The sequence below is a fragment of the Nonlabens xylanidelens genome, from assembly GCF_002934445.1.
GTDB classification, from domain to species: domain Bacteria; phylum Bacteroidota; class Bacteroidia; order Flavobacteriales; family Flavobacteriaceae; genus Nonlabens; species Nonlabens xylanidelens.
Genome location: NZ_PTJE01000001.1, coordinates 1,102,077 through 1,120,448, shown reverse-complemented (window position 1 = coordinate 1,120,448; position 18,372 = coordinate 1,102,077). Strand labels below are relative to the sequence as shown.

At 36.0% G+C, this 18,372-nt stretch carries 18 protein-coding genes and 5 tRNA genes; all 23 read right to left on the bottom strand.

Annotation, left to right across the window (positions count from 1 at the left end):
• Positions 1-24 precede the first annotated feature (24 nt).
• Entirely contained in the window at positions 25-3,834 is a 3,810-nt protein-coding gene (gene rpoB / locus LY01_RS05045) for a DNA-directed RNA polymerase subunit beta (RefSeq protein WP_104514688.1), read from the bottom strand.
• Positions 3,835-3,958: 124 nt separating this feature from the next.
• Positions 3,959-4,333, bottom strand: coding sequence for a 50S ribosomal protein L7/L12 (gene rplL, locus LY01_RS05040; protein ID WP_104514687.1), 375 nt, complete (start codon positions 4,331-4,333; stop codon positions 3,959-3,961).
• A gap of 53 nt (positions 4,334-4,386) precedes the next feature.
• A complete protein-coding gene (rplJ, locus tag LY01_RS05035; protein ID WP_104514686.1) occupies positions 4,387-4,902 on the bottom strand; it encodes a 50S ribosomal protein L10 in 516 nt (171 codons plus the stop codon).
• Positions 4,903-4,913: 11 nt separating this feature from the next.
• On the bottom strand, positions 4,914-5,612 hold the full coding sequence (gene rplA, locus LY01_RS05030; protein WP_104514685.1) for a 50S ribosomal protein L1: 699 nt from the start codon (positions 5,610-5,612) through the stop codon (positions 4,914-4,916).
• Between the two features lie 11 nt (positions 5,613-5,623).
• Positions 5,624-6,064, bottom strand: a complete 441-nt coding sequence (gene rplK / locus LY01_RS05025) for a 50S ribosomal protein L11 (protein ID WP_104514684.1) — start codon at positions 6,062-6,064, stop codon at positions 5,624-5,626.
• 70 nt (positions 6,065-6,134) lie between these two features.
• Positions 6,135-6,689 carry a transcription termination/antitermination protein NusG gene (nusG, locus tag LY01_RS05020; RefSeq protein ID WP_104514683.1) on the bottom strand — a complete coding sequence of 185 codons (555 nt, stop codon included), beginning with the start codon at positions 6,687-6,689 and terminating at the stop codon, positions 6,135-6,137.
• An 8-nt stretch (positions 6,690-6,697) separates the two neighbouring features.
• On the bottom strand, positions 6,698-6,895 hold the full coding sequence (gene secE / locus LY01_RS05015; protein WP_104514682.1) for a preprotein translocase subunit SecE: 198 nt from the start codon (positions 6,893-6,895) through the stop codon (positions 6,698-6,700).
• 71 nt (positions 6,896-6,966) lie between these two features.
• Positions 6,967-7,039: transfer RNA gene (locus LY01_RS05010), tRNA-Trp, on the bottom strand.
• A gap of 104 nt (positions 7,040-7,143) precedes the next feature.
• Positions 7,144-8,331, bottom strand: coding sequence for an elongation factor Tu (gene tuf / locus LY01_RS05005; RefSeq protein ID WP_104514681.1), 1,188 nt, complete (start codon positions 8,329-8,331; stop codon positions 7,144-7,146).
• 115 nt (positions 8,332-8,446) lie between these two features.
• Positions 8,447-8,518 (bottom strand) — tRNA-Thr (locus LY01_RS05000).
• A 68-nt stretch (positions 8,519-8,586) separates the two neighbouring features.
• Positions 8,587-8,659 (bottom strand) — tRNA-Gly (locus tag LY01_RS04995).
• 62 nt (positions 8,660-8,721) lie between these two features.
• Positions 8,722-8,802: transfer RNA gene (locus LY01_RS04990), tRNA-Tyr, on the bottom strand.
• A gap of 32 nt (positions 8,803-8,834) precedes the next feature.
• A tRNA-Thr gene (locus tag LY01_RS04985) sits at positions 8,835-8,908 on the bottom strand.
• Positions 8,909-9,006: 98 nt separating this feature from the next.
• Entirely contained in the window at positions 9,007-9,306 is a 300-nt protein-coding gene (gene hpf / locus LY01_RS04980) for a ribosome hibernation-promoting factor, HPF/YfiA family (protein ID WP_104514680.1), read from the bottom strand.
• A 21-nt stretch (positions 9,307-9,327) separates the two neighbouring features.
• Positions 9,328-10,212 (bottom strand): tyrosine-type recombinase/integrase, encoded by an 885-nt coding sequence (locus tag LY01_RS04975; protein WP_104514679.1) that lies wholly within the window; start codon positions 10,210-10,212, stop codon positions 9,328-9,330.
• Between the two features lie 68 nt (positions 10,213-10,280).
• A complete protein-coding gene (gene rpsU, locus LY01_RS04970; RefSeq protein WP_104514678.1) occupies positions 10,281-10,475 on the bottom strand; it encodes a 30S ribosomal protein S21 in 195 nt (64 codons plus the stop codon).
• A 119-nt stretch (positions 10,476-10,594) separates the two neighbouring features.
• On the bottom strand, positions 10,595-11,764 hold the full coding sequence (locus tag LY01_RS04965; protein WP_104514677.1) for an acyl-CoA dehydrogenase family protein: 1,170 nt from the start codon (positions 11,762-11,764) through the stop codon (positions 10,595-10,597).
• Positions 11,765-11,843: 79 nt separating this feature from the next.
• Positions 11,844-12,707 carry a helix-hairpin-helix domain-containing protein gene (locus LY01_RS04960; protein WP_104514676.1) on the bottom strand — a complete coding sequence of 288 codons (864 nt, stop codon included), beginning with the start codon at positions 12,705-12,707 and terminating at the stop codon, positions 11,844-11,846.
• Between the two features lie 12 nt (positions 12,708-12,719).
• On the bottom strand, positions 12,720-14,516 hold the full coding sequence (locus LY01_RS04955; protein ID WP_104514675.1) for an alanine/glycine:cation symporter family protein: 1,797 nt from the start codon (positions 14,514-14,516) through the stop codon (positions 12,720-12,722).
• A gap of 80 nt (positions 14,517-14,596) precedes the next feature.
• Positions 14,597-15,607, bottom strand: a complete 1,011-nt coding sequence (locus LY01_RS04950; RefSeq protein ID WP_317044681.1) for a potassium channel family protein — start codon at positions 15,605-15,607, stop codon at positions 14,597-14,599.
• A 12-nt stretch (positions 15,608-15,619) separates the two neighbouring features.
• The gene (locus tag LY01_RS04945; RefSeq protein ID WP_104514673.1) at positions 15,620-15,847 is read right to left on the bottom strand and encodes a PspC family transcriptional regulator; all 228 of its coding nucleotides are present in this window, start codon (positions 15,845-15,847) and stop codon (positions 15,620-15,622) included.
• A 63-nt stretch (positions 15,848-15,910) separates the two neighbouring features.
• Positions 15,911-17,179 carry a DUF2851 family protein gene (locus LY01_RS04940; RefSeq protein WP_104514672.1) on the bottom strand — a complete coding sequence of 423 codons (1,269 nt, stop codon included), beginning with the start codon at positions 17,177-17,179 and terminating at the stop codon, positions 15,911-15,913.
• A 105-nt stretch (positions 17,180-17,284) separates the two neighbouring features.
• Positions 17,285-18,301 (bottom strand): PLP-dependent cysteine synthase family protein, encoded by a 1,017-nt coding sequence (locus tag LY01_RS04935; RefSeq protein WP_104514671.1) that lies wholly within the window; start codon positions 18,299-18,301, stop codon positions 17,285-17,287.
• Between the last annotated feature and the right edge of the window lie 71 nt (positions 18,302-18,372).

Below are 18,372 nucleotides of genomic sequence, written 5' to 3'. Positions count from 1 at the left end.
AAACATAAAACCTCACAGAAAAAATTAATCCTCCAGTCTTAGATCTAATCCTAGACCTTTCAACTCATGCATCAATACATTAAATGATTCAGGAAGACCAGGTTCTGGCATAGGTTCACCTTTCACGATTGCTTCGTAAGTCTTAGCACGTCCTATAACGTCATCTGATTTTACAGTTAAGATTTCACGTAGTGTACTAGAAGCACCATATGCCTCAAGTGCCCATACCTCCATCTCTCCAAAACGTTGACCACCAAATTGTGCCTTACCACCAAGTGGTTGCTGAGTAATCAATGAGTATGGACCGATAGAACGCGCGTGCATCTTATCATCTACCATGTGACCTAGTTTAAGCATGTAGATTATACCTACTGTTGCAGGTTGATCAAAACGCTCACCAGTACCACCATCAAATAAATATGTATGACCGAAACGTGGAATACCAGCCTCATCAGTATATCCATTGATCTGATCTAAAGTAGCACCATCAAAGATAGGAGTTGCAAATTTCTTGCCTAGTTTCTCACCAGCCCATCCTAAAACAGTTTCATAAATCTGACCTATATTCATACGAGAAGGTACACCAAGTGGATTCAATACGATATCTACTGGAGTTCCATCTTCAAGGAATGGCATATCTTCCTGACGTACAATACGTGCAACGATACCTTTGTTACCGTGACGACCAGCCATTTTATCACCAACTTTAAGTTTACGCTTTTTAGCGATATAAACTTTTGCAAGTTTTATGATACCAGCAGGAAGCTCATCTCCGACAGAGATTGTGAACTTCTCACGACGTAATGACCCTTGAAGATCATTTTCTTTAATCTTATAGTTATGTAGTAAATCAGCAACCATCTCATTCACATCACTACTCGTAGTCCAAGTACCAGAAGTTAAATGAGTAAAGTCATCCACTGAATTTAACATTTTAAGAGTATACTTTTTACCTTTAGGAAGAACTTCTTCTCCAAGATCATTAAATACACCTTGTGATGTTTTACCACTTACGATTTCAAATAATTTCTCAATTAGACGCTCTTGTAAACCATCAAATTTACCTTGATAATTCTGCTCTAATCTTGCGATATCTTCTTTATCTTGAGCTCTCTTTCTCTTATCCTTTACAGCACGAGAGAATAATTTTTTACCGATAACAACACCTCTAAGAGATGGAGATGCTTTTAATGACGCATCTTTTACATCACCAGCCTTATCACCAAAGATTGCTCTAAGCAGTTTCTCCTCTGGAGTAGGATCACTTTCTCCTTTAGGAGTAATTTTACCTATTAATATATCACCTGGTTTAACTTCTGCACCGATACGAATCATACCTTGTTCATCAAGGTCTGCAGTAGCTTCTTCAGAAACATTAGGTATATCTGGAGTTAACTCTTCATTACCTAATTTTGTATCTCTAACATCTAATGAGTATTCATCTACGTGAATAGAAGTAAATATATCTTCACGTACTACTTTTTCAGAAATAACGATCGCATCCTCAAAGTTATAACCTTTCCAAGGCATAAATGCCACTTTCATGTTACGACCTAAAGCAAGTTCACCAGCCTCAGTTGCATAACCTTGACATAATACCTGACCTTTATTAACTCTATCTCCTTTTTCAACTATAGGTTTAAGTGTAATACTCGTCCCTTGGTTAGTTTTACGGAATTTAATCAAGTTATAAGAAGTGTCTTCAGGCTCAAAGCTTACTAAAGATTCACGCTCTGTACGATCATACTTGATCACTACTTTTTGTGCATCTACATAAACTACCTCTCCATCACCTTCAGCATTTATTAATACTCTAGAATCAGTTGCAACTTGTCTTTCTAGACCTGTTCCAACAATAGGAGCATCAACTCTAAGTAAAGGTACCGCCTGACGCATCATGTTAGACCCCATAAGTGCACGGTTTGCATCATCATGTTCCAAGAATGGAATCAGAGATGCAGAAATAGATGCAATTTGATTAGGAGCGACGTCAGCATAAACAACCTCTGAAGCATCAATTACCGGGAAGTCACCTTCCATACGAGCAATTACTTTTTCCTGATCTATTTTACCATTAGTCAACGGTAAGTTAGCTTGGGCAATAAGTAAACCTTCTTCTTCCTCAGCACTTAAGTAAGTTGGTTCATCTTCAAGATTTACCACACCATCTGTAACCTTTCTATAAGGAGTCTCGATGAATCCCATTCCATTCACTTTAGCAAAAACAGCAAGCGAAGAAATCAGACCAATGTTCGGTCCTTCAGGAGTTTCAATAGGACAAAGTCTACCATAGTGAGTGTAGTGTACATCACGAACCTCAAAACCAGCTCTTTCTCTCGAAAGACCACCTGGTCCAAGTGCAGATAATCTACGCTTGTGTGTAATCTCAGCTAATGGATTTGTTTGATCCATGAATTGAGATAATTGGTTCGTACCAAAGAATGAATTAATAACAGAAGACAATGTCTTAGCATTAATAAGGTCAATAGGTGTAAACACTTCATTATCTCTAACATTCATACGCTCACGTATAGTACGAGCCATACGAGCAAGACCTACACCAAACTGTGAACTTAACTGCTCACCTACCGTACGAACACGACGGTTAGATAAGTGATCAATATCATCAATCTCTGCCTTAGAGTTGATCAACATGATCAAATGCTTAATAATAGTAATGATATCTTCCTTGGTAAGCACCTGCTTATCCATAGGAATATCAAGATTCAATTTTTTATTCATACGGTAACGACCTACCTCACCTAAATTATATCTCTGATCAGAGAAGAATAATTTATCGATGATTCCACGAGCAGTTTCTTCATCAGGCGGCTCAGCGTTACGTAATTGTCTATATATATGTTCTACAGCCTCTTTTTCAGAGTTTGTAGGATCCTTTTGTAAGGTATTATGTATAATGGCATAATCAGCAGACATATTATCTTCCTTATGAAGAAGAATAGTCTTAGCTTGAGAATCAATTATCTCATCTATGTGTTCCTTTTCAAGAATTGTATCTCTATCAAGAACAATTTCATTACGCTCAATAGATACTACTTCTCCAGTATCTTCATCAACGAAATCTTCATGCCAAGTTCTTAGTACACGAGCAGCAAGCTTGCGACCTAAGTATTTTTTAAGACCTGTTTTACTTGCCTTAACTTCTTCAGCAAGATCAAAAATACCTAAGATATCTTTATCTCTTTCAAAGCCAATAGCACGGAAAAGTGTTGTAACAGGTAATTTCTTTTTACGATCGATATAAGCGTACATTACACTATTAATATCTGTCGCAAATTCTATCCATGATCCTTTAAAAGGAATTACACGAGCAGAATATAATTTAGTACCATTTGCATGGAAAGATTGACCAAAGAAAACACCAGGAGACCTGTGTAACTGAGATACAACCACACGCTCAGCTCCATTAATACAAAAAGTACCAGAAGGTGTCATGTAAGGGATAGTACCAAGATAAACATCTTGTACGATTGTTTCAAAATCCTCATGTTCAGGATCTGTACAATATAATTTCAAACGTGATTTAAGAGGCACGCTATAAGTTAGACCACGCTCTATACATTCCTGAATAGAATAACGAGGTGGATCTACGAAGTAATCAAGAAATTCCAAAACAAACTGATTACGAGTATCAGTAATTGGAAAATTCTCCATGAAGGTATTATACAAACCTTCAACTTCTCTTTTATCAGATTTAGTCTCTAGCTGAAAAAAGTCCTGAAAGGATTTAATTTGGATATCCAGCAAGTCAGGATATTCTGCCTTATTAGTTACCGTTGAAAAATTAATTCTCTCTGTGTTTGTTGCTAGCATCAATGCACGGTATTAAATTGTTAAAAAAAGCGTTATCGACGACGTCTCATCTTTATACGCAAAATGGTCTAGCCCTGTGAGCAATGCTCACAGGTCTAAACCGATAATGTTTTGGTAAGAAGAATTACTTCAACTCAACCTCAGCTCCTGCTTCTTCAAGCTGAGCTTTAAGTGCTTCTGCTTCATCTTTAGAAACACCTTCCTTGATTGGAGATGGTGCACTATCAACTAAACCTTTTGCATCTTTTAATCCTGCTCCTGTAAGTTCTTTTACAAGTTTAACAACAGCTAGCTTAGCACCACCTGCAGCTTTAAGGATTACATCAAATTCTGTTTGCTCTTCAGCAGCGTCTCCGCCACCTTGACCAGGTGCTGCCATAGCAACTGCCGCTGCTGCTGGTTCGATACCATACTCATCTTTAAGTATAGTCGCTAATTCGTTTACTTCTTTCACAGTAAGGTTAACTAACTGTTCTGCGAAATCTTTTAAATCTGCCATTTCTATCGTTTTAATAAAATTTATAAATAATTGTTTGCGTACTAATTTGTGTTCTATCTTTCAGATAGAGTTTTGATTAATCCTGCTATTGTACCACCACCTGATTTAAGTGCTGAAACAACATTCTTAGCTGGACTTTGTAGAAGACCAATGATTTCTCCAATCATTTCTTCCTTAGATTTGATATTACTTAATGTACTAAGCATATCATCTCCTACGTAAATTGCTTCCTCAATATAAGCTCCTTTAAGCACAGGCTTATCAGACTTCTTACGGAAAGTTTCAATTACTTTAGCAGGGCTATTTGCAACCTCTGATAACATAATTGCAGTATTACCTTTTAATAATTCAGGTAATTCAGCAAAATCCTTATCTGATGCTTCCATAGCTTTAGAAAGAAGTGTATTCTTTACTACTGCCATTTTTACGTTAGCTTTAAAACAAGCTCTACGTAAATTTGATGTATCTAATGCATTTAAACCAGATATGTCTGCTAAATAAATAGTTGAATTTTCAGCTAACGTAGCAGTCAAATCTTGTATAACATTTGCTTTTTGTTCTCTTGTCATGATCTAGATTTTTAGTCGTCTGCAAAACGTTTAGCGTCTATCTCAATACTAGGACTCATCGTACTAGACATAAAGATACTTTTGATATAAATACCCTTAGACGTTGTTGGTTTTAATTTAACTAGTGTGTTAATTAATTCTTTAGCATTCCCTTCAATTTTAGCAGCGTCAAAAGATGCTTTTCCAATTGCAGCGTGAATAATACCAGTCTTATCAACTTTAAAGTCAATTTTACCAGCTTTTACTTCAGAAACAGCTTTTGCAACATCCATTGTAACAGTACCAGTCTTAGGGTTAGGCATTAAACCTCTTGGTCCTAAAACACGACCTAAAGGTCCTAATTTACCCATTACACTAGGCATTGTGATAATTACATCAACATCAGTCCAACCACCTTTAATCTTGTTAAGGTATTCATCTAATCCAACATAATCAGCACCAGCTTCAGTAGCTTCAGCTTCTTTATCTGGCGTTACTAAAGCTAATACTTTAACATCTTTACCAGTACCATGAGGAAGTGTCACAACGCCTCTAACCATCTGGTTAGCTTTACGTGGATCCACGTTCAATCTCACAGCTAGATCTACAGATGCGTCAAACTTTGTAGTTGTAACATCCTTTACTAATTTAGCAGCTTCAGCAACTGAATAAGTTTGTGACTTATCAATTTTTGGAAGACTTGCTTTTTGATTTTTTGTCAATTTTGCCATTGTTACAAGTTTTAAGCAGGTGCGTTTCCACCCTTAACGTTCACACCCATTGATCTTGCAGTTCCAGCTACCATTTTCATAGCGCTTTCTACTGTAAATGCATTGAGGTCTGGCATCTTATCTTCGGCAATCAAACGAATTTGATCCCATGTGATAGTTCCAACTTTTTTACGATTAGGTTCCCCACTACCGCCTTTAAGCTTTATCGCTTCAAGGATTTGTACTGCTGCTGGAGGAGTTTTGATAACAAAGTCAAAGGACTTATCCTTATAAACAGTTATCGCTACCGGTAAAACTTTACCTGCTTTATCCTGAGTCCTAGCATTAAACTGCTTACAGAACTCCATGATATTAACACCAGCCGCACCAAGTGCAGGTCCTACAGGAGGAGATGGGTTTGCTGCGCCACCCTTAACTTGTAGTTTTACAACCTTAGATACTTCTTTAGCCATTTCTAATTAATTTCACTATTTTGATAATAATAAAGTGGAAGCCTTATTTACTACCTATAAATTGTAACATTTATATTTTCTCTACTTGCATATAGCTAAGCTCTAAAGGAGTTTTACGTCCAAAAATCTTAACCATAACTTCTAGCTTACGCTTTTCTTCATTTACCTTTTCAATAGTACCATTGAAACCATTGAAAGGACCATCTACAACCTTTACTGTTTCACCAGTTTTATAAGGAATAGAAACATTATCTGTTTGTTCAGCTAACTCATCAACTTTACCTAACATTCTATTAACCTCTGAACGTCTTAATGGAACTGGATCACCTCCTTTAGTTTCTCCTAAGAAACCAATAACACCATTAACAGATTTAATAATATGAGGCACTTCACCTTCTAATCTAGCCTGCACCATAATATAACCAGGGAAATAAACTCTCTCTTTATTATATTTTTTACCATTCCTTATTTGAACAACTTTCTCAGTAGGAACTAAAATTTGTTGTAAATAATCACCTAAGTTATGATGTGCAATTTCAGACTCTATATACTCTTTAATCTTATTCTCTTGTCCGCTCACTGAACGTACAACATACCATTTCATTAAATCCTTCTCTTCTGACATATCAAAAATTAGTTAGCCTTAATCCAATAAAAATAATTTTCGATCGCCGAACTAAACACAAAGTCTATTCCTGATACAATAAGCGCAAAAACAATTGAGAATACAGCAACAGTAATCGTTAACTTTTGTGTCTCAGCCCATGTAGGCCAAGTAACATGATTAGTTAACTCATTATAAGACTCTTTTACATATGTTATCAAACTCATAATTGTAATGTTGTAAACGTTAACTATAATCATAGTAATCTATGAAAATGGAGTAAACTTTATTTAAACTGCACGGGCTGAGAGACTCGAACTCACGACACCTGGTTTTGGAGACCAGTGCTCTACCAACTGAGCTAAGCCCGCAAACAACCATACCTTAAGTATGATTTATATTGCCTTCCTTTTTTACAAAGGAAAAGTATCCTATCTAGAATATAGATAGGATACTTATAATATCATTATAGAAATTAATCTAGAATTTCAGTAACCTGACCAGCTCCTACAGTTCTACCACCCTCACGGATTGCAAAACGAAGACCTAAGTTCAAAGCAATAGGCTGGATAAGATCAACTGTAATAGTTAAGTTATCTCCAGGCATTACCATTTCTACACCATCAGGAAGAGCAATATTACCAGTTACATCGGTAGTACGCACATAAAACTGTGGACGGTAGTTATTGTGGAATGGAGTGTGACGTCCACCTTCTTCTTTCTTAAGAATATAAACCTCTGCTTTAAATTTAGCGTGAGGAGTTACAGATCCAGGCTTAGTAATTACCATACCACGAGAGATCATAGACTTCTCAATACCCCTCAATAAGATACCTGCATTATCACCAGCTTCACCTCTATCAAGAATCTGACGGAACATTTCAATACCAGTAATAGTAGAAGTTAACTTCTCAGCACCCATACCAATAATCTCAACTGGATCTCCAGTATTAGCTACACCAGTCTCAATACGACCAGTTGCAACAGTACCACGACCTGTAATAGAGAATACATCTTCTATAGGCATAAGGAAAGGCTTATCCATATCACGAACAGGCTCTTCAATCCACGCATCAACAGCAGCCATTAATTCTAATACTGTGTCAACCCATTTTTGCTCACCGTTAAGTGCACCAAGTGCAGAACCAGATACAACAGGACCATTGTCACCATCATACTCATAGAAACTTAAAAGATCACGTACTTCCATATCAACTAACTCAAGAAGCTCTTCATCATCTACCATATCCACTTTATTAAGGAATACAACAATACGAGGAATACCTACCTGACGACCAAGAAGGATGTGCTCACGAGTCTGAGGCATAGGACCATCAGTTGCAGCAACAACAAGAATAGCACCATCCATTTGAGCAGCACCAGTAACCATGTTCTTTACATAATCGGCGTGACCAGGACAATCTACGTGTGCGTAGTGTCTGTTCTGAGTCTGATACTCAACGTGTGATGAGTTAATAGTAATACCACGCTCTTTTTCTTCAGGAGCGTTATCAATTTGGTCAAAACTTGTCGCATTAGAAAAACCAGCATCTGCAAGTACTTTAGTGATTGCAGCGGTAAGAGTAGTTTTACCGTGGTCAACGTGACCAATTGTCCCTACGTTAAGGTGAGGTTTCGAACGATCGTACGTTTCTTTAGCCATAACTTATAATCTTAGTTTATATTAGTGTTTCGTTTTATAAAGACAGACACGGAGCTAAAACCAAATCAGTCTATACTAGTAATGGCCTCTATTGAGACCTATTTTTATCTTACAGAGCCAATGACGAGATTTGAACTCGTGACCTCTTCCTTACCAAGGAAACGCTCTACCCCTGAGCTACACCGGCAAAACCCCTTCATAAGGAATGGACAACTTGACTTTAAACTCAAATAAAAATAGAGTTTAATATTTTAGAGCGAGAGACCAGGTTCGAACTGGCGACATTCAGCTTGGAAGGCTGACGCTCTACCAACTGAGCTACTCTCGCATTTATTAGTTTTACAACTAAAAGGTATTCAATATTTCAAATTATCTTTTCAGATAATATAGTGGGGAGAGCAGGATTCGAACCTGCGAAGGTTTCCCAACGGAGTTACAGTCCGTCCTCGTTGGCCGCTTGAGTATCTCCCCTACAAATCAATTAAGATTTGTTATTTCAAAAGAGCCGATGGAGGGACTCGAACCCACGACCTGCTGATTACAAATCAGCTGCTCTAGCCAGCTGAGCTACATCGGCTTTTGACACTTTCTCATTTCTAAAAAAGTTCGTTATTTCTAACGGAGTGCAAATGTAAGTCTATTTTTTAATTGACCAAACTTTTTTTTGATTTTTTTTTAATGTTCAGCTAATTTTTCTTTGCGCTTTTTCAATTGTCTCTCTAAAGACGCGGCACACTCGTCGATACACTGCTCAAAAGTTTTACATGTTTTTTTTACCACCATATCATCTCCTGGTACAAATATTCTAATTTCAGCTATCTTATTTTCTGGAGCTGATGTCTTCTGCACTTTTAGATATACATCTGCATTTATGATCTTATTATAAAATTGCTCTAACTTATCTAATCTCTTTTGAGTAAAATCAATTAGTGAAGCATCTGCATCAAAATTTACTGCTTGCGTGTTTACCTTCATAATAAATAGGTTTTAAATTAATTATTTTTTTGATCTAGGATGAGCATTACCATAAACCCCTTTTAACACAGCCATACTACTATGCGTATAAATTTGCGTAGATGACAGACTAGTATGCCCCAATAATTCTTTCACAGCATTTAAATCTGCACCATGATCTAACAAATGCGTAGCAAATGTATGTCTCAAAACATGCGGGCTTATCTTTACCTTCAAAGATACCTTACTAAAATATGATTTTATAACGCGATACACAAGGCTTGGATAGACTTTAATTCCTTTAGAAGTAACAAACAATTCATTTACACCAGAGACAGCGACAACACTTCTTAAACCTAAATACTTCTCTAAGTGATTTTTAATGGAATGAACTAACGGTATTATGCGCTGCTTATCCCTTTTACCAGTTACTTTTATCTGATCACGTATTAAATCGACATCAGGTATTTTCAGGTTAATCAACTCATCTCTCCTTATTCCAGTCGCATACAACAACTCTATCATTAAAAAATCTCGAGATTGTTCAAAATGATTTTCATCATAAGGAGAATCTAATAATTTTAATACTTCATTTATGGAAAAAGGAACTTGAATTTTTTTTGCAACCTTCAGGCTTTTATATAAACTAGACGGATCAACAGTCAGCTCTCCTATTTTAAGAAGAAACTTAAAATAAGATTTTATAGAAGACATTTTACGATTAACCGTTCTATGGGAGTCACCATTTTCTAACAAGCCAGTCACCCAACTTCTAATATCGTTATAAACGACATCCACCACAGAAACTACTCCTTGCTCTTCTACATACAACAGGAAAAGGCTTAAGTCTTTCTTATAAGCCGATATGGTGTGAGATGAATAATTCTTCTCATACTGTAAATACTCTATATATGATTCTATATGCATAAAAAAACCGCTAGCTGTAAATGTATAAATTTACAACTAGCGGTATGATATTCTAAAGAAGAAATTCTCTAGATGTTCTCTGCGTCACGAAGTCCTTGAATGTAAGCTGCTTTGATGTTGCGAGCACGTTTTACAACAGACGGTTTATTAAACTGCTGTCTTCTACGTAGTTCACGCATCTTGCCTGTACGATCAAATTTTCTTTTGAAACGCTTTAGAGCTCTATCGATATTTTCTCCGTCTTTAACTGGTATTATTAACATAGTGTCATCACCTCCTTTCTTTGGGATCGCAAAAGTACATATTATTTTACAATCTCAAAGAACTTTATTTTATTAGATATTTATTTATTTTTTGCTTTCGCGAAAGCGTAACCCTCAACCTACTTTGCTGCTGGTTTATAATCTTTACCGTCCAACATCATTTTTGCAATAATCTCGCGCATGATCTCACTAGTACCACCACCGATAGGGCCTAGACGACTATCTCTCCACATTCTCGCGAGTGGATATTCTTCTATGTAACCATAACCTCCTAGATACTGAAGGCACTTATAAATGACCTCGTCAGCGATTTTTGTAGAAACCAACTTAGACATACTAGCCTCTTTTACAGGATAAAGTCCTTTATCTAATTGCTCTGAAATGGAGTAATTAAAGTTTTTTGCCATCTCTACCTCACTATACATATCTGCCATACCGTGACGTAAAGACTGGAATTTATCAATAGTAGTACCGAAGGCCGTACGTTCTTTCATGTATTGCGCAGTGTACTCTAGAGCATACTCTGCTCTTGCATGAGAGTTAATACCCATAATAAGACGCTCTAGTGCAAAGTGCTGCATGATATAAGGAAATCCTTTTCCTTCTTCACCCATAAGGTTTGCAGCAGGAATACGCACATTATCAAAACCTATCTCTCCTGTATCACTTGCTCTCCATCCTAATTTATTAAGTTTAGTAGCACTTATCCCTGGCGTCTCACGATCCATAACAAAAATAGAGATACCTCTACCTTTTGCATCTACATCAGTTTTTGCAGCGATTACCAAGTAGTCACTATAAACACCGTTAGTAATAAATGTTTTTGAGCCGTTAATGATATAATGATCACCATCTTTAACAGCAGTGGTTCTCATTCCTGCAACATCACTACCACCGAATGGCTCTGTAATACCTAGACATCCTATTTTCTCTCCTGTTAACGTAGGAACAAGGTATTCTTGTTTTATACGCTCATCTCCTTCTTTAAGTAAGTGTTGTGCACCTAGGAAAGCTTGCACCCACATAGCTGCTGCAAAACCACCTGAATTAATGCGTTGCATTTCTTCTAAGAATATCACTGTATAAAAGAAATCTAGATCTAGACCACCATATTCTTCTGGATAGTAAAGACCGAAATAGCCCATCTCTCCCATTTTTTGGAAAATCTCTCGATCTATCTTTCCTGTTTCTTCCCATCTATCAATATGTGGAACAGCTTCTTTATTAAGAAAGTCTCTAAAACTTTGTCTGAAGGCGTCATGCTCTTCAGTGAAATATTTTGAATACATAAATTAAGTACTATATGATTATAGAAAAACACTTAAAACATAATTTTAAATGCGATATTCTCAGTTACAACTGATTATTTTAATCTAATGTCAAATATAGTTGAATTAATGCTAATTTTTCTTGTGGAAATCTAGATGTTAACATCACTTTATCCCAAGATTTAAATCCATCGCGCAACGTCCTTTGTTCCATTAGTTTATCAACTAGGTAGTCGTCAAAATAAGGAATAGCTAACAACTGTTCGTCGGTAGCGGTATTTAATGCTATTTTCTTAAAACCAACCGGAGCTGTGACATAAAAATGCTTCTTTAATTGCACCATAGTAGAATCGGTAAGGCCATAGACACCTCTAACTTGAGAGATATCTATAAAACCCTTAAGTCGATCTCTTTCTTTAATAATTCTCCCAGAAAGGGCTGGACCTATTCCATAAACCTTTTTAAGTTGATCTTGAGAGGCTAGGTTAATATTTGCAGCGACTACTTTACGATCTTTATAAGGTACAAAAGTTTTATAAGTATTCTTTTTAGGATTTGTAACCCATTCAGGAAATTTAAAATATGGCGATATACTATCCAGCCATTGATCACTAACTTGGGTTACTTTTTGAAAATCTTTCTTAGAGTTTACCCATTTTCCGCTTTCGCGAAAGCGGTGCAATCGATCTATCTCTTCTACACTAAGACCTAATTTATAACCTCTATAGTCAGTTATATAATTAGGGTTAAAAGGATAAATAGTATCTCTTCTACTTTGTTGGATTCTTTTTAATGAATCTACCCTATGTTGATATGAAGAAACGTTATCTAGTACGAGTGGATCAGGCGGTAAGGTTCTAATATAATAGAGACCAGCAACAACTAATATGATAAATAGTAATAATATAAAAATCCCTCTTTGCTGACTTCTATCAAATGCAAAGAGGGATTTTATATTATTCAAAATAAGTATGTTTTATTTAGTCTGTGGTATTTCTCCAGATTTTACTTTAGCAAAATAAGTTTTGAGATCTTTTGCAACTCCACCTGACATCATGTATAAACCGATAAGGTTAGGAATAGCAAGAGTAAGGAACATCATGTCTGCAAAATCTATTACCGCACCTAAACCTATAGAAGCCCCTAAGATAACAGTAAGTAAGAATACTACTTTAAAGACTGCTTCTACGATCTTTTTCTGACCAAATAAACTCTGTGCCGCTTTAGTACCATAATAGGACCAAGTCAAAATAGTAGAGAATGCAAACAAAAATATTGCGATAGTCAACAACACATCTGCATAAGGAATCACTTTAGAGAAAGCTACTGCCGTAAGAGCAGATCCAGTTTCTGTAGCACCATCTGTAATACCAGTACCTGTAAAAATCAATACTAATGCTGTAAGTGTACAAACGACAACCGTATCAATAAATGGCTCAAGAAGCGCCACAAAACCTTCGGCAACCGGATGTTTTGTTTTTGCAGCAGAGTGAGCAATTGATGCGGAACCTAAACCTGCTTCATTTGAGAAAGCTGCTCTTTGGAATCCTAAAACTAGAACACCTAAGAAGCCACCATACATCGCATCTGCTTCAAAGGCACCTCCTATAATTTGTGAAAAAGCATCACCTATATTCGCAATATTTGCAATAACTACTATCAAACACATTAATATGTATAAACCAGCCATGGACGGCACTACTTTATCGGTTACTTTGGCAATACCTTTAAGGCCACCAACGATGACAATACCTACAAGAACTGCGATACCTATTCCTATATAAGTCTTTGCATTTCCTTCTAACCCAGTAACACTAGCTAATTGAGCAGTTGCTTGATTTGCCTGAAACATTGATCCTGCTGCAAATGCCGCAAGCATAATAATAAGCGCATAAAGAACAGAAAGTCCTTTTCCTAAACCTCCTAGACCTTTCTCAGCAAATCCTTTCTTAAGATATTCCATTGGCCCACCAGATATACTTCCATCTTCTGCAACCGTTCTATATTTTACACCTAGGGTACATTCTATAAATTTAGAGGACATACCCAACAAACCTGCAAGAATAATCCAGAATGTTGCTCCTGGACCACCTGTAGAAATAGCTACTGCTACACCTGCTATATTACCTAATCCTACTGTTCCAGATACTGCTGTTGCAAGAGCTTGGAAGTGCGTAACCTCACCTTTAGCATCTGCCTCATCATACTTACCACGCACTAGTCTTAAAGAATGCTTGATACCACGTATATTGATAAAACCAAAACGAATAGTAAAAAACACTGCTCCTAGAATTAACCAGATTACCATGAATGGCAACTTTATAGTCTTTACCGTACCGTTAGGGTTTAGAACTATGTCGCCATTAGCATCCTTAACCTGATTATCATACAGTCCTAAAGAGTAAAAAGGATCAAAGAAAAAGTATTCATCCATAAATCCTACAATCGGTGCAAATGCTGCACTCATTTTTTCAGGGATAGACTCTGCTGGCACTTCAAAGGCTAGCTCACCAGTTAAACCTGCAGCATCTTCTACTCTTACAGAGTATTCTTTACCTTCTTTTGCGTTTTTTACGGTTTTTGTAGAAGTATCAATATTCTTTTCAGACCAATAATATTTGTATGGAGCCGCTCCTCCTTCTACATTTATATCTATAACAGCTGTCTCTATCTCACTAGAATCATCGGTGATGTTGTGAGACACTTTTAATTGAGAAAAACCTAATTGAGAGAAAAATGTGAAAATTATTAAACTAAGAAATAATTTATTCATGAAGTATAACTTTAAATACATTAAATGGTTAAGTCAGCAAGATGCACAAAAATCTTGCTTTTTGAAAGCTTTACAGCTATTTATGTTACGTCATTGTTAATTCTGTACACTTTTTGCAGTCTGGAAATCTGCTCTGTATTACCTACAACTATAATTTTTGAGCCTGGAACTAATTTTTGATTAGGATCTGGGTTTACAATATAATCTCCTTGTGGAGATTTATAACCTATAATCGTACAACCTGTTTGTTCCCTTAGATTTAGTTTAACAATGGGGCAATCTTTAATATCATCAAACATTTGCTCAAAAGAAACCTGTTCAAGATTTACTCCATCATTACCTCCGTAACTTAATTTATCCCAAAATTCAATCAAATCAGGACTAACAATTAAGGAAGCCATGTGTTGCCCCCCTATAGCATCAGGTAATATTACATTATTTGCACCAGCAAATTTTAATTTTTTATAAGAATTCTCTTCACTAGCGCGAGATATAATTTTCAAATCCTCGTTCAATTGTCGTGCACTCAGCACCACAAAAAGATTATCTGCATCTTCTGGCAGCGCAGTAATTAAAGTAGAAGCTCTATTGATACCTGCTTTAGTAAGCACGTCATCATCATTTGCATTACCTCTTACAAAGTTTATTCGGTCTAAAGAACAGTCATCAATTACCTGCTGGTCCTTTTCTATAATTATAAACTCTCTATTATAATCCTGTAATTTCTGAACGGCTTGTTTTCCATTACGACCATACCCACAAATTATAATGTGATTCTCCATAGAATTTAAATGTTTATTTTTTCTTTTCTTACTCAATTCTGCTAAACTATTTGTGGACAGTAAATACTCTGTAATCACAGCCAGCGCATAACCCACAGTAATCACACTGAAAAGAATAAAACCAGTAATAAACAACTTATCAGATGACGTAGGCTCTTGCAGCTCTCTATACCCTACAGTAGTTATCGTTATTACAGTCATATATAACGCATCTATCCATGACAGATCCATTATTATTTTAAAACCTATTACGCCTACAGAAAGCATAAAAAGCAATAAAGCAAAAGCTATTTTTAATTTATTATGCAACTGTCATCATTTTTAAAGATCAAATACAGAACTACGTTTTGTATAAATAAGGTCTTTAATTTTAAGCCAAAAAGCCATAATTAAATACACAGCAAATCCAGCACCTAAGGTTGCAAACGTGAAATAAATAAAAGTAATACGCACGCTACGTGCTTTCATTCCTAACTTATCCGCCACACGAGAAGATACGTAAAATCCGTATTTCTCCATTAATGTGCGTATATAAGTAACTATTTTCATGCTGTAAATTTAATCAATCGAGATCATAAATTTTCAAAGCTTTAAAAAATTAACTAGATCAGGTTAATTTCTCAATAACGCCACACCTATATCGCAACTCAAACATTTATTGACATCACAATAACTAGACTTTAATTGTAGTAAAGATTGTGTTTGTAACGCACTATCTATTTTAAACAATTTCTTAAACCCTGAAACAACAGTATTTTTCTCGGCCTTCAATTCGTACATTAATTCGAGAAGCTCGTCAGTCTTATCTTTTCCTATAAACCTGGCTTGCATAAATTTAATGGGCACGATACAATTTATAATTAAAAGATCTATAAAATCGGCAGTGAGTATTTTTTCTCGCACCTCTGTTTCCTTATCAAAAACATGATGACTATCCCAATATTTAGAAGCTTTTATATCAAATAGTTCATGAATGTCTGATCTAGTTCTAGCAAGCAAAATCTCTCCAAAAAGCATAGGATTGCGTTGATACAACATCGCAAGTTGTGAAATGCGCACGGTAGGATAATTTGCCGGTCGCAATCTAAAAAACTTCATAGGTGTTAAAGAAGGTTTTAATAAGTGTTTCGCTTTCGCGAAAGCGTACTCATCAACCAACTCTTTATAATAACCATCTTTCTTTACCTCATCTAGCAATCCAGACTGACCCAATAAAGCTGCCTCTAGTTGAAAAGCATCCTTAGCAAGTTTGCGCACAACTGACTGCTCCATACTACTAGCTAGTTGTTCAAAAGCGTCTGCATTAGTTTTAGTCCCAAAACTTCTTGCTAAAAGCTGAAAAAAAGCAGCTTCCCAATCGTTATTGTTTTGGGCTAGCATGTGCTTAATTCTATCAGACTTATATTCTAATCGTTCAAAAAAGAGCTTTTCTATCCATTGATCTCTTAAAAAAGAATCTACCGTAGCCCACTGGTTTTCACAATTTATAAATTGATTATTCTTAACAACAAAGAGCTTTCTATAAGATTGCACAAGCGATTCATTCACATATTTAGAAACATCTAGAACAGGAATATTAACGCCATCTCGCCTAGTAATCTCTGCATCGTGATTCCATACTACGTGTAAAATCACATTATCATATGCAGGGTCATCATCGTGACCATGAACATACCAGTCACTTGCTTTCACATGCATTTCTACATTTCCTGCCCAGTCTTGACCATCTATCTCTACACGGCCATTAAAAAAGTCTGGTCCAGAAAAGAAATTATGTGTCCCTAATGATTTTATTTTTATCTCCTTTCCTTCTGTTGTCAGTAATTGCTGACCACTCAATTTCTTAAACTTCCATAGGTAATGGATAAAATCTTCTTGCATGATGGGAAGATAACAATTATTTAAAAATTACAGAAACTGCGCTAAAACAGAAAACCTCAAAAGCGATTGCTTTTGAGGTTTTTTATTCATCTTAATTAATAGCTACTATTTATCATCTGGATGGTACGTACCATCTTCTTTTAACCAGCCTTTTTCTTTCATCCAGTTATCGTTAAAGAATTTCCCTACATAACGACTACCATGATCATGATAAAGAATGACAACTACATCATCTTCAGTAAAACCTACTTCTTTATGGATTTGCTTTAATCCTTTGATAGCAGCACCAGCACTATTTCCTAAAAACATACCTTCTTCCTTTGCCAGTCTACGTGTATAAACCGCTGCATCTTTATCAGTAACTTTAGTAAAGCCATCGATAATATCAAAATCTACGTTTTTAGGTAAAATATCTTCACCTATTCCTTCTGTTACATATGAGTAAATCTCGTCTTGATCAAAAATACCTGTTTCATGGTATTTTTTAAATACAGAACCATACGTATCTATACCCCATATTTTAACATCAGGATTTTGCTCCTTCAAGTATTTACCTACTCCACTTATAGTACCACCAGTTCCTACACCTACAATAAAGTGAGTTATTTTACCCTTAGTCTGTTCCCATATTTCTGGACCAGTACTCTCATAATGCGCTTGTGCATTAGAAGGGTTATCATATTGATTTACATACCAAGAGTTAGGAATTTCCTGACTTAATCTTTTACTGGTAGAATAATAAGACTGAGGATCTTCTGGAGCTACATCAGTAGGACATACATGCACCTCAGCACCTACAGCTCTAAGAATATCCATCTTTTCATTAGACTGCTTATCACTTAGAACACATATTAACTTGTACCCTTTAATAATAGCAGCAAGAGCAAGACCCATACCTGTATTACCGCTAGTACCTTCTATAATGGTTCCACCTGGTTTTAGACGTCCATCTGCCTCTGCATCTTCTATCATCTTTAAACCCATACGGTCTTTAGCCGAGTTTCCTGGGTTAAAGGTTTCATACTTTGCAAGTACTAATGCAGGAACATCATTTGCCAGTTTGTTCATTTTAACAAGCGGCGTATTTCCTATAGTACCTAATATATTTTCTACGTAATCCATTTATTCTTAATTAAGTTGCAAAAATAGGATTTAAACTAGTTTCAAGATAAAAATATATCTTAATCTGTCCA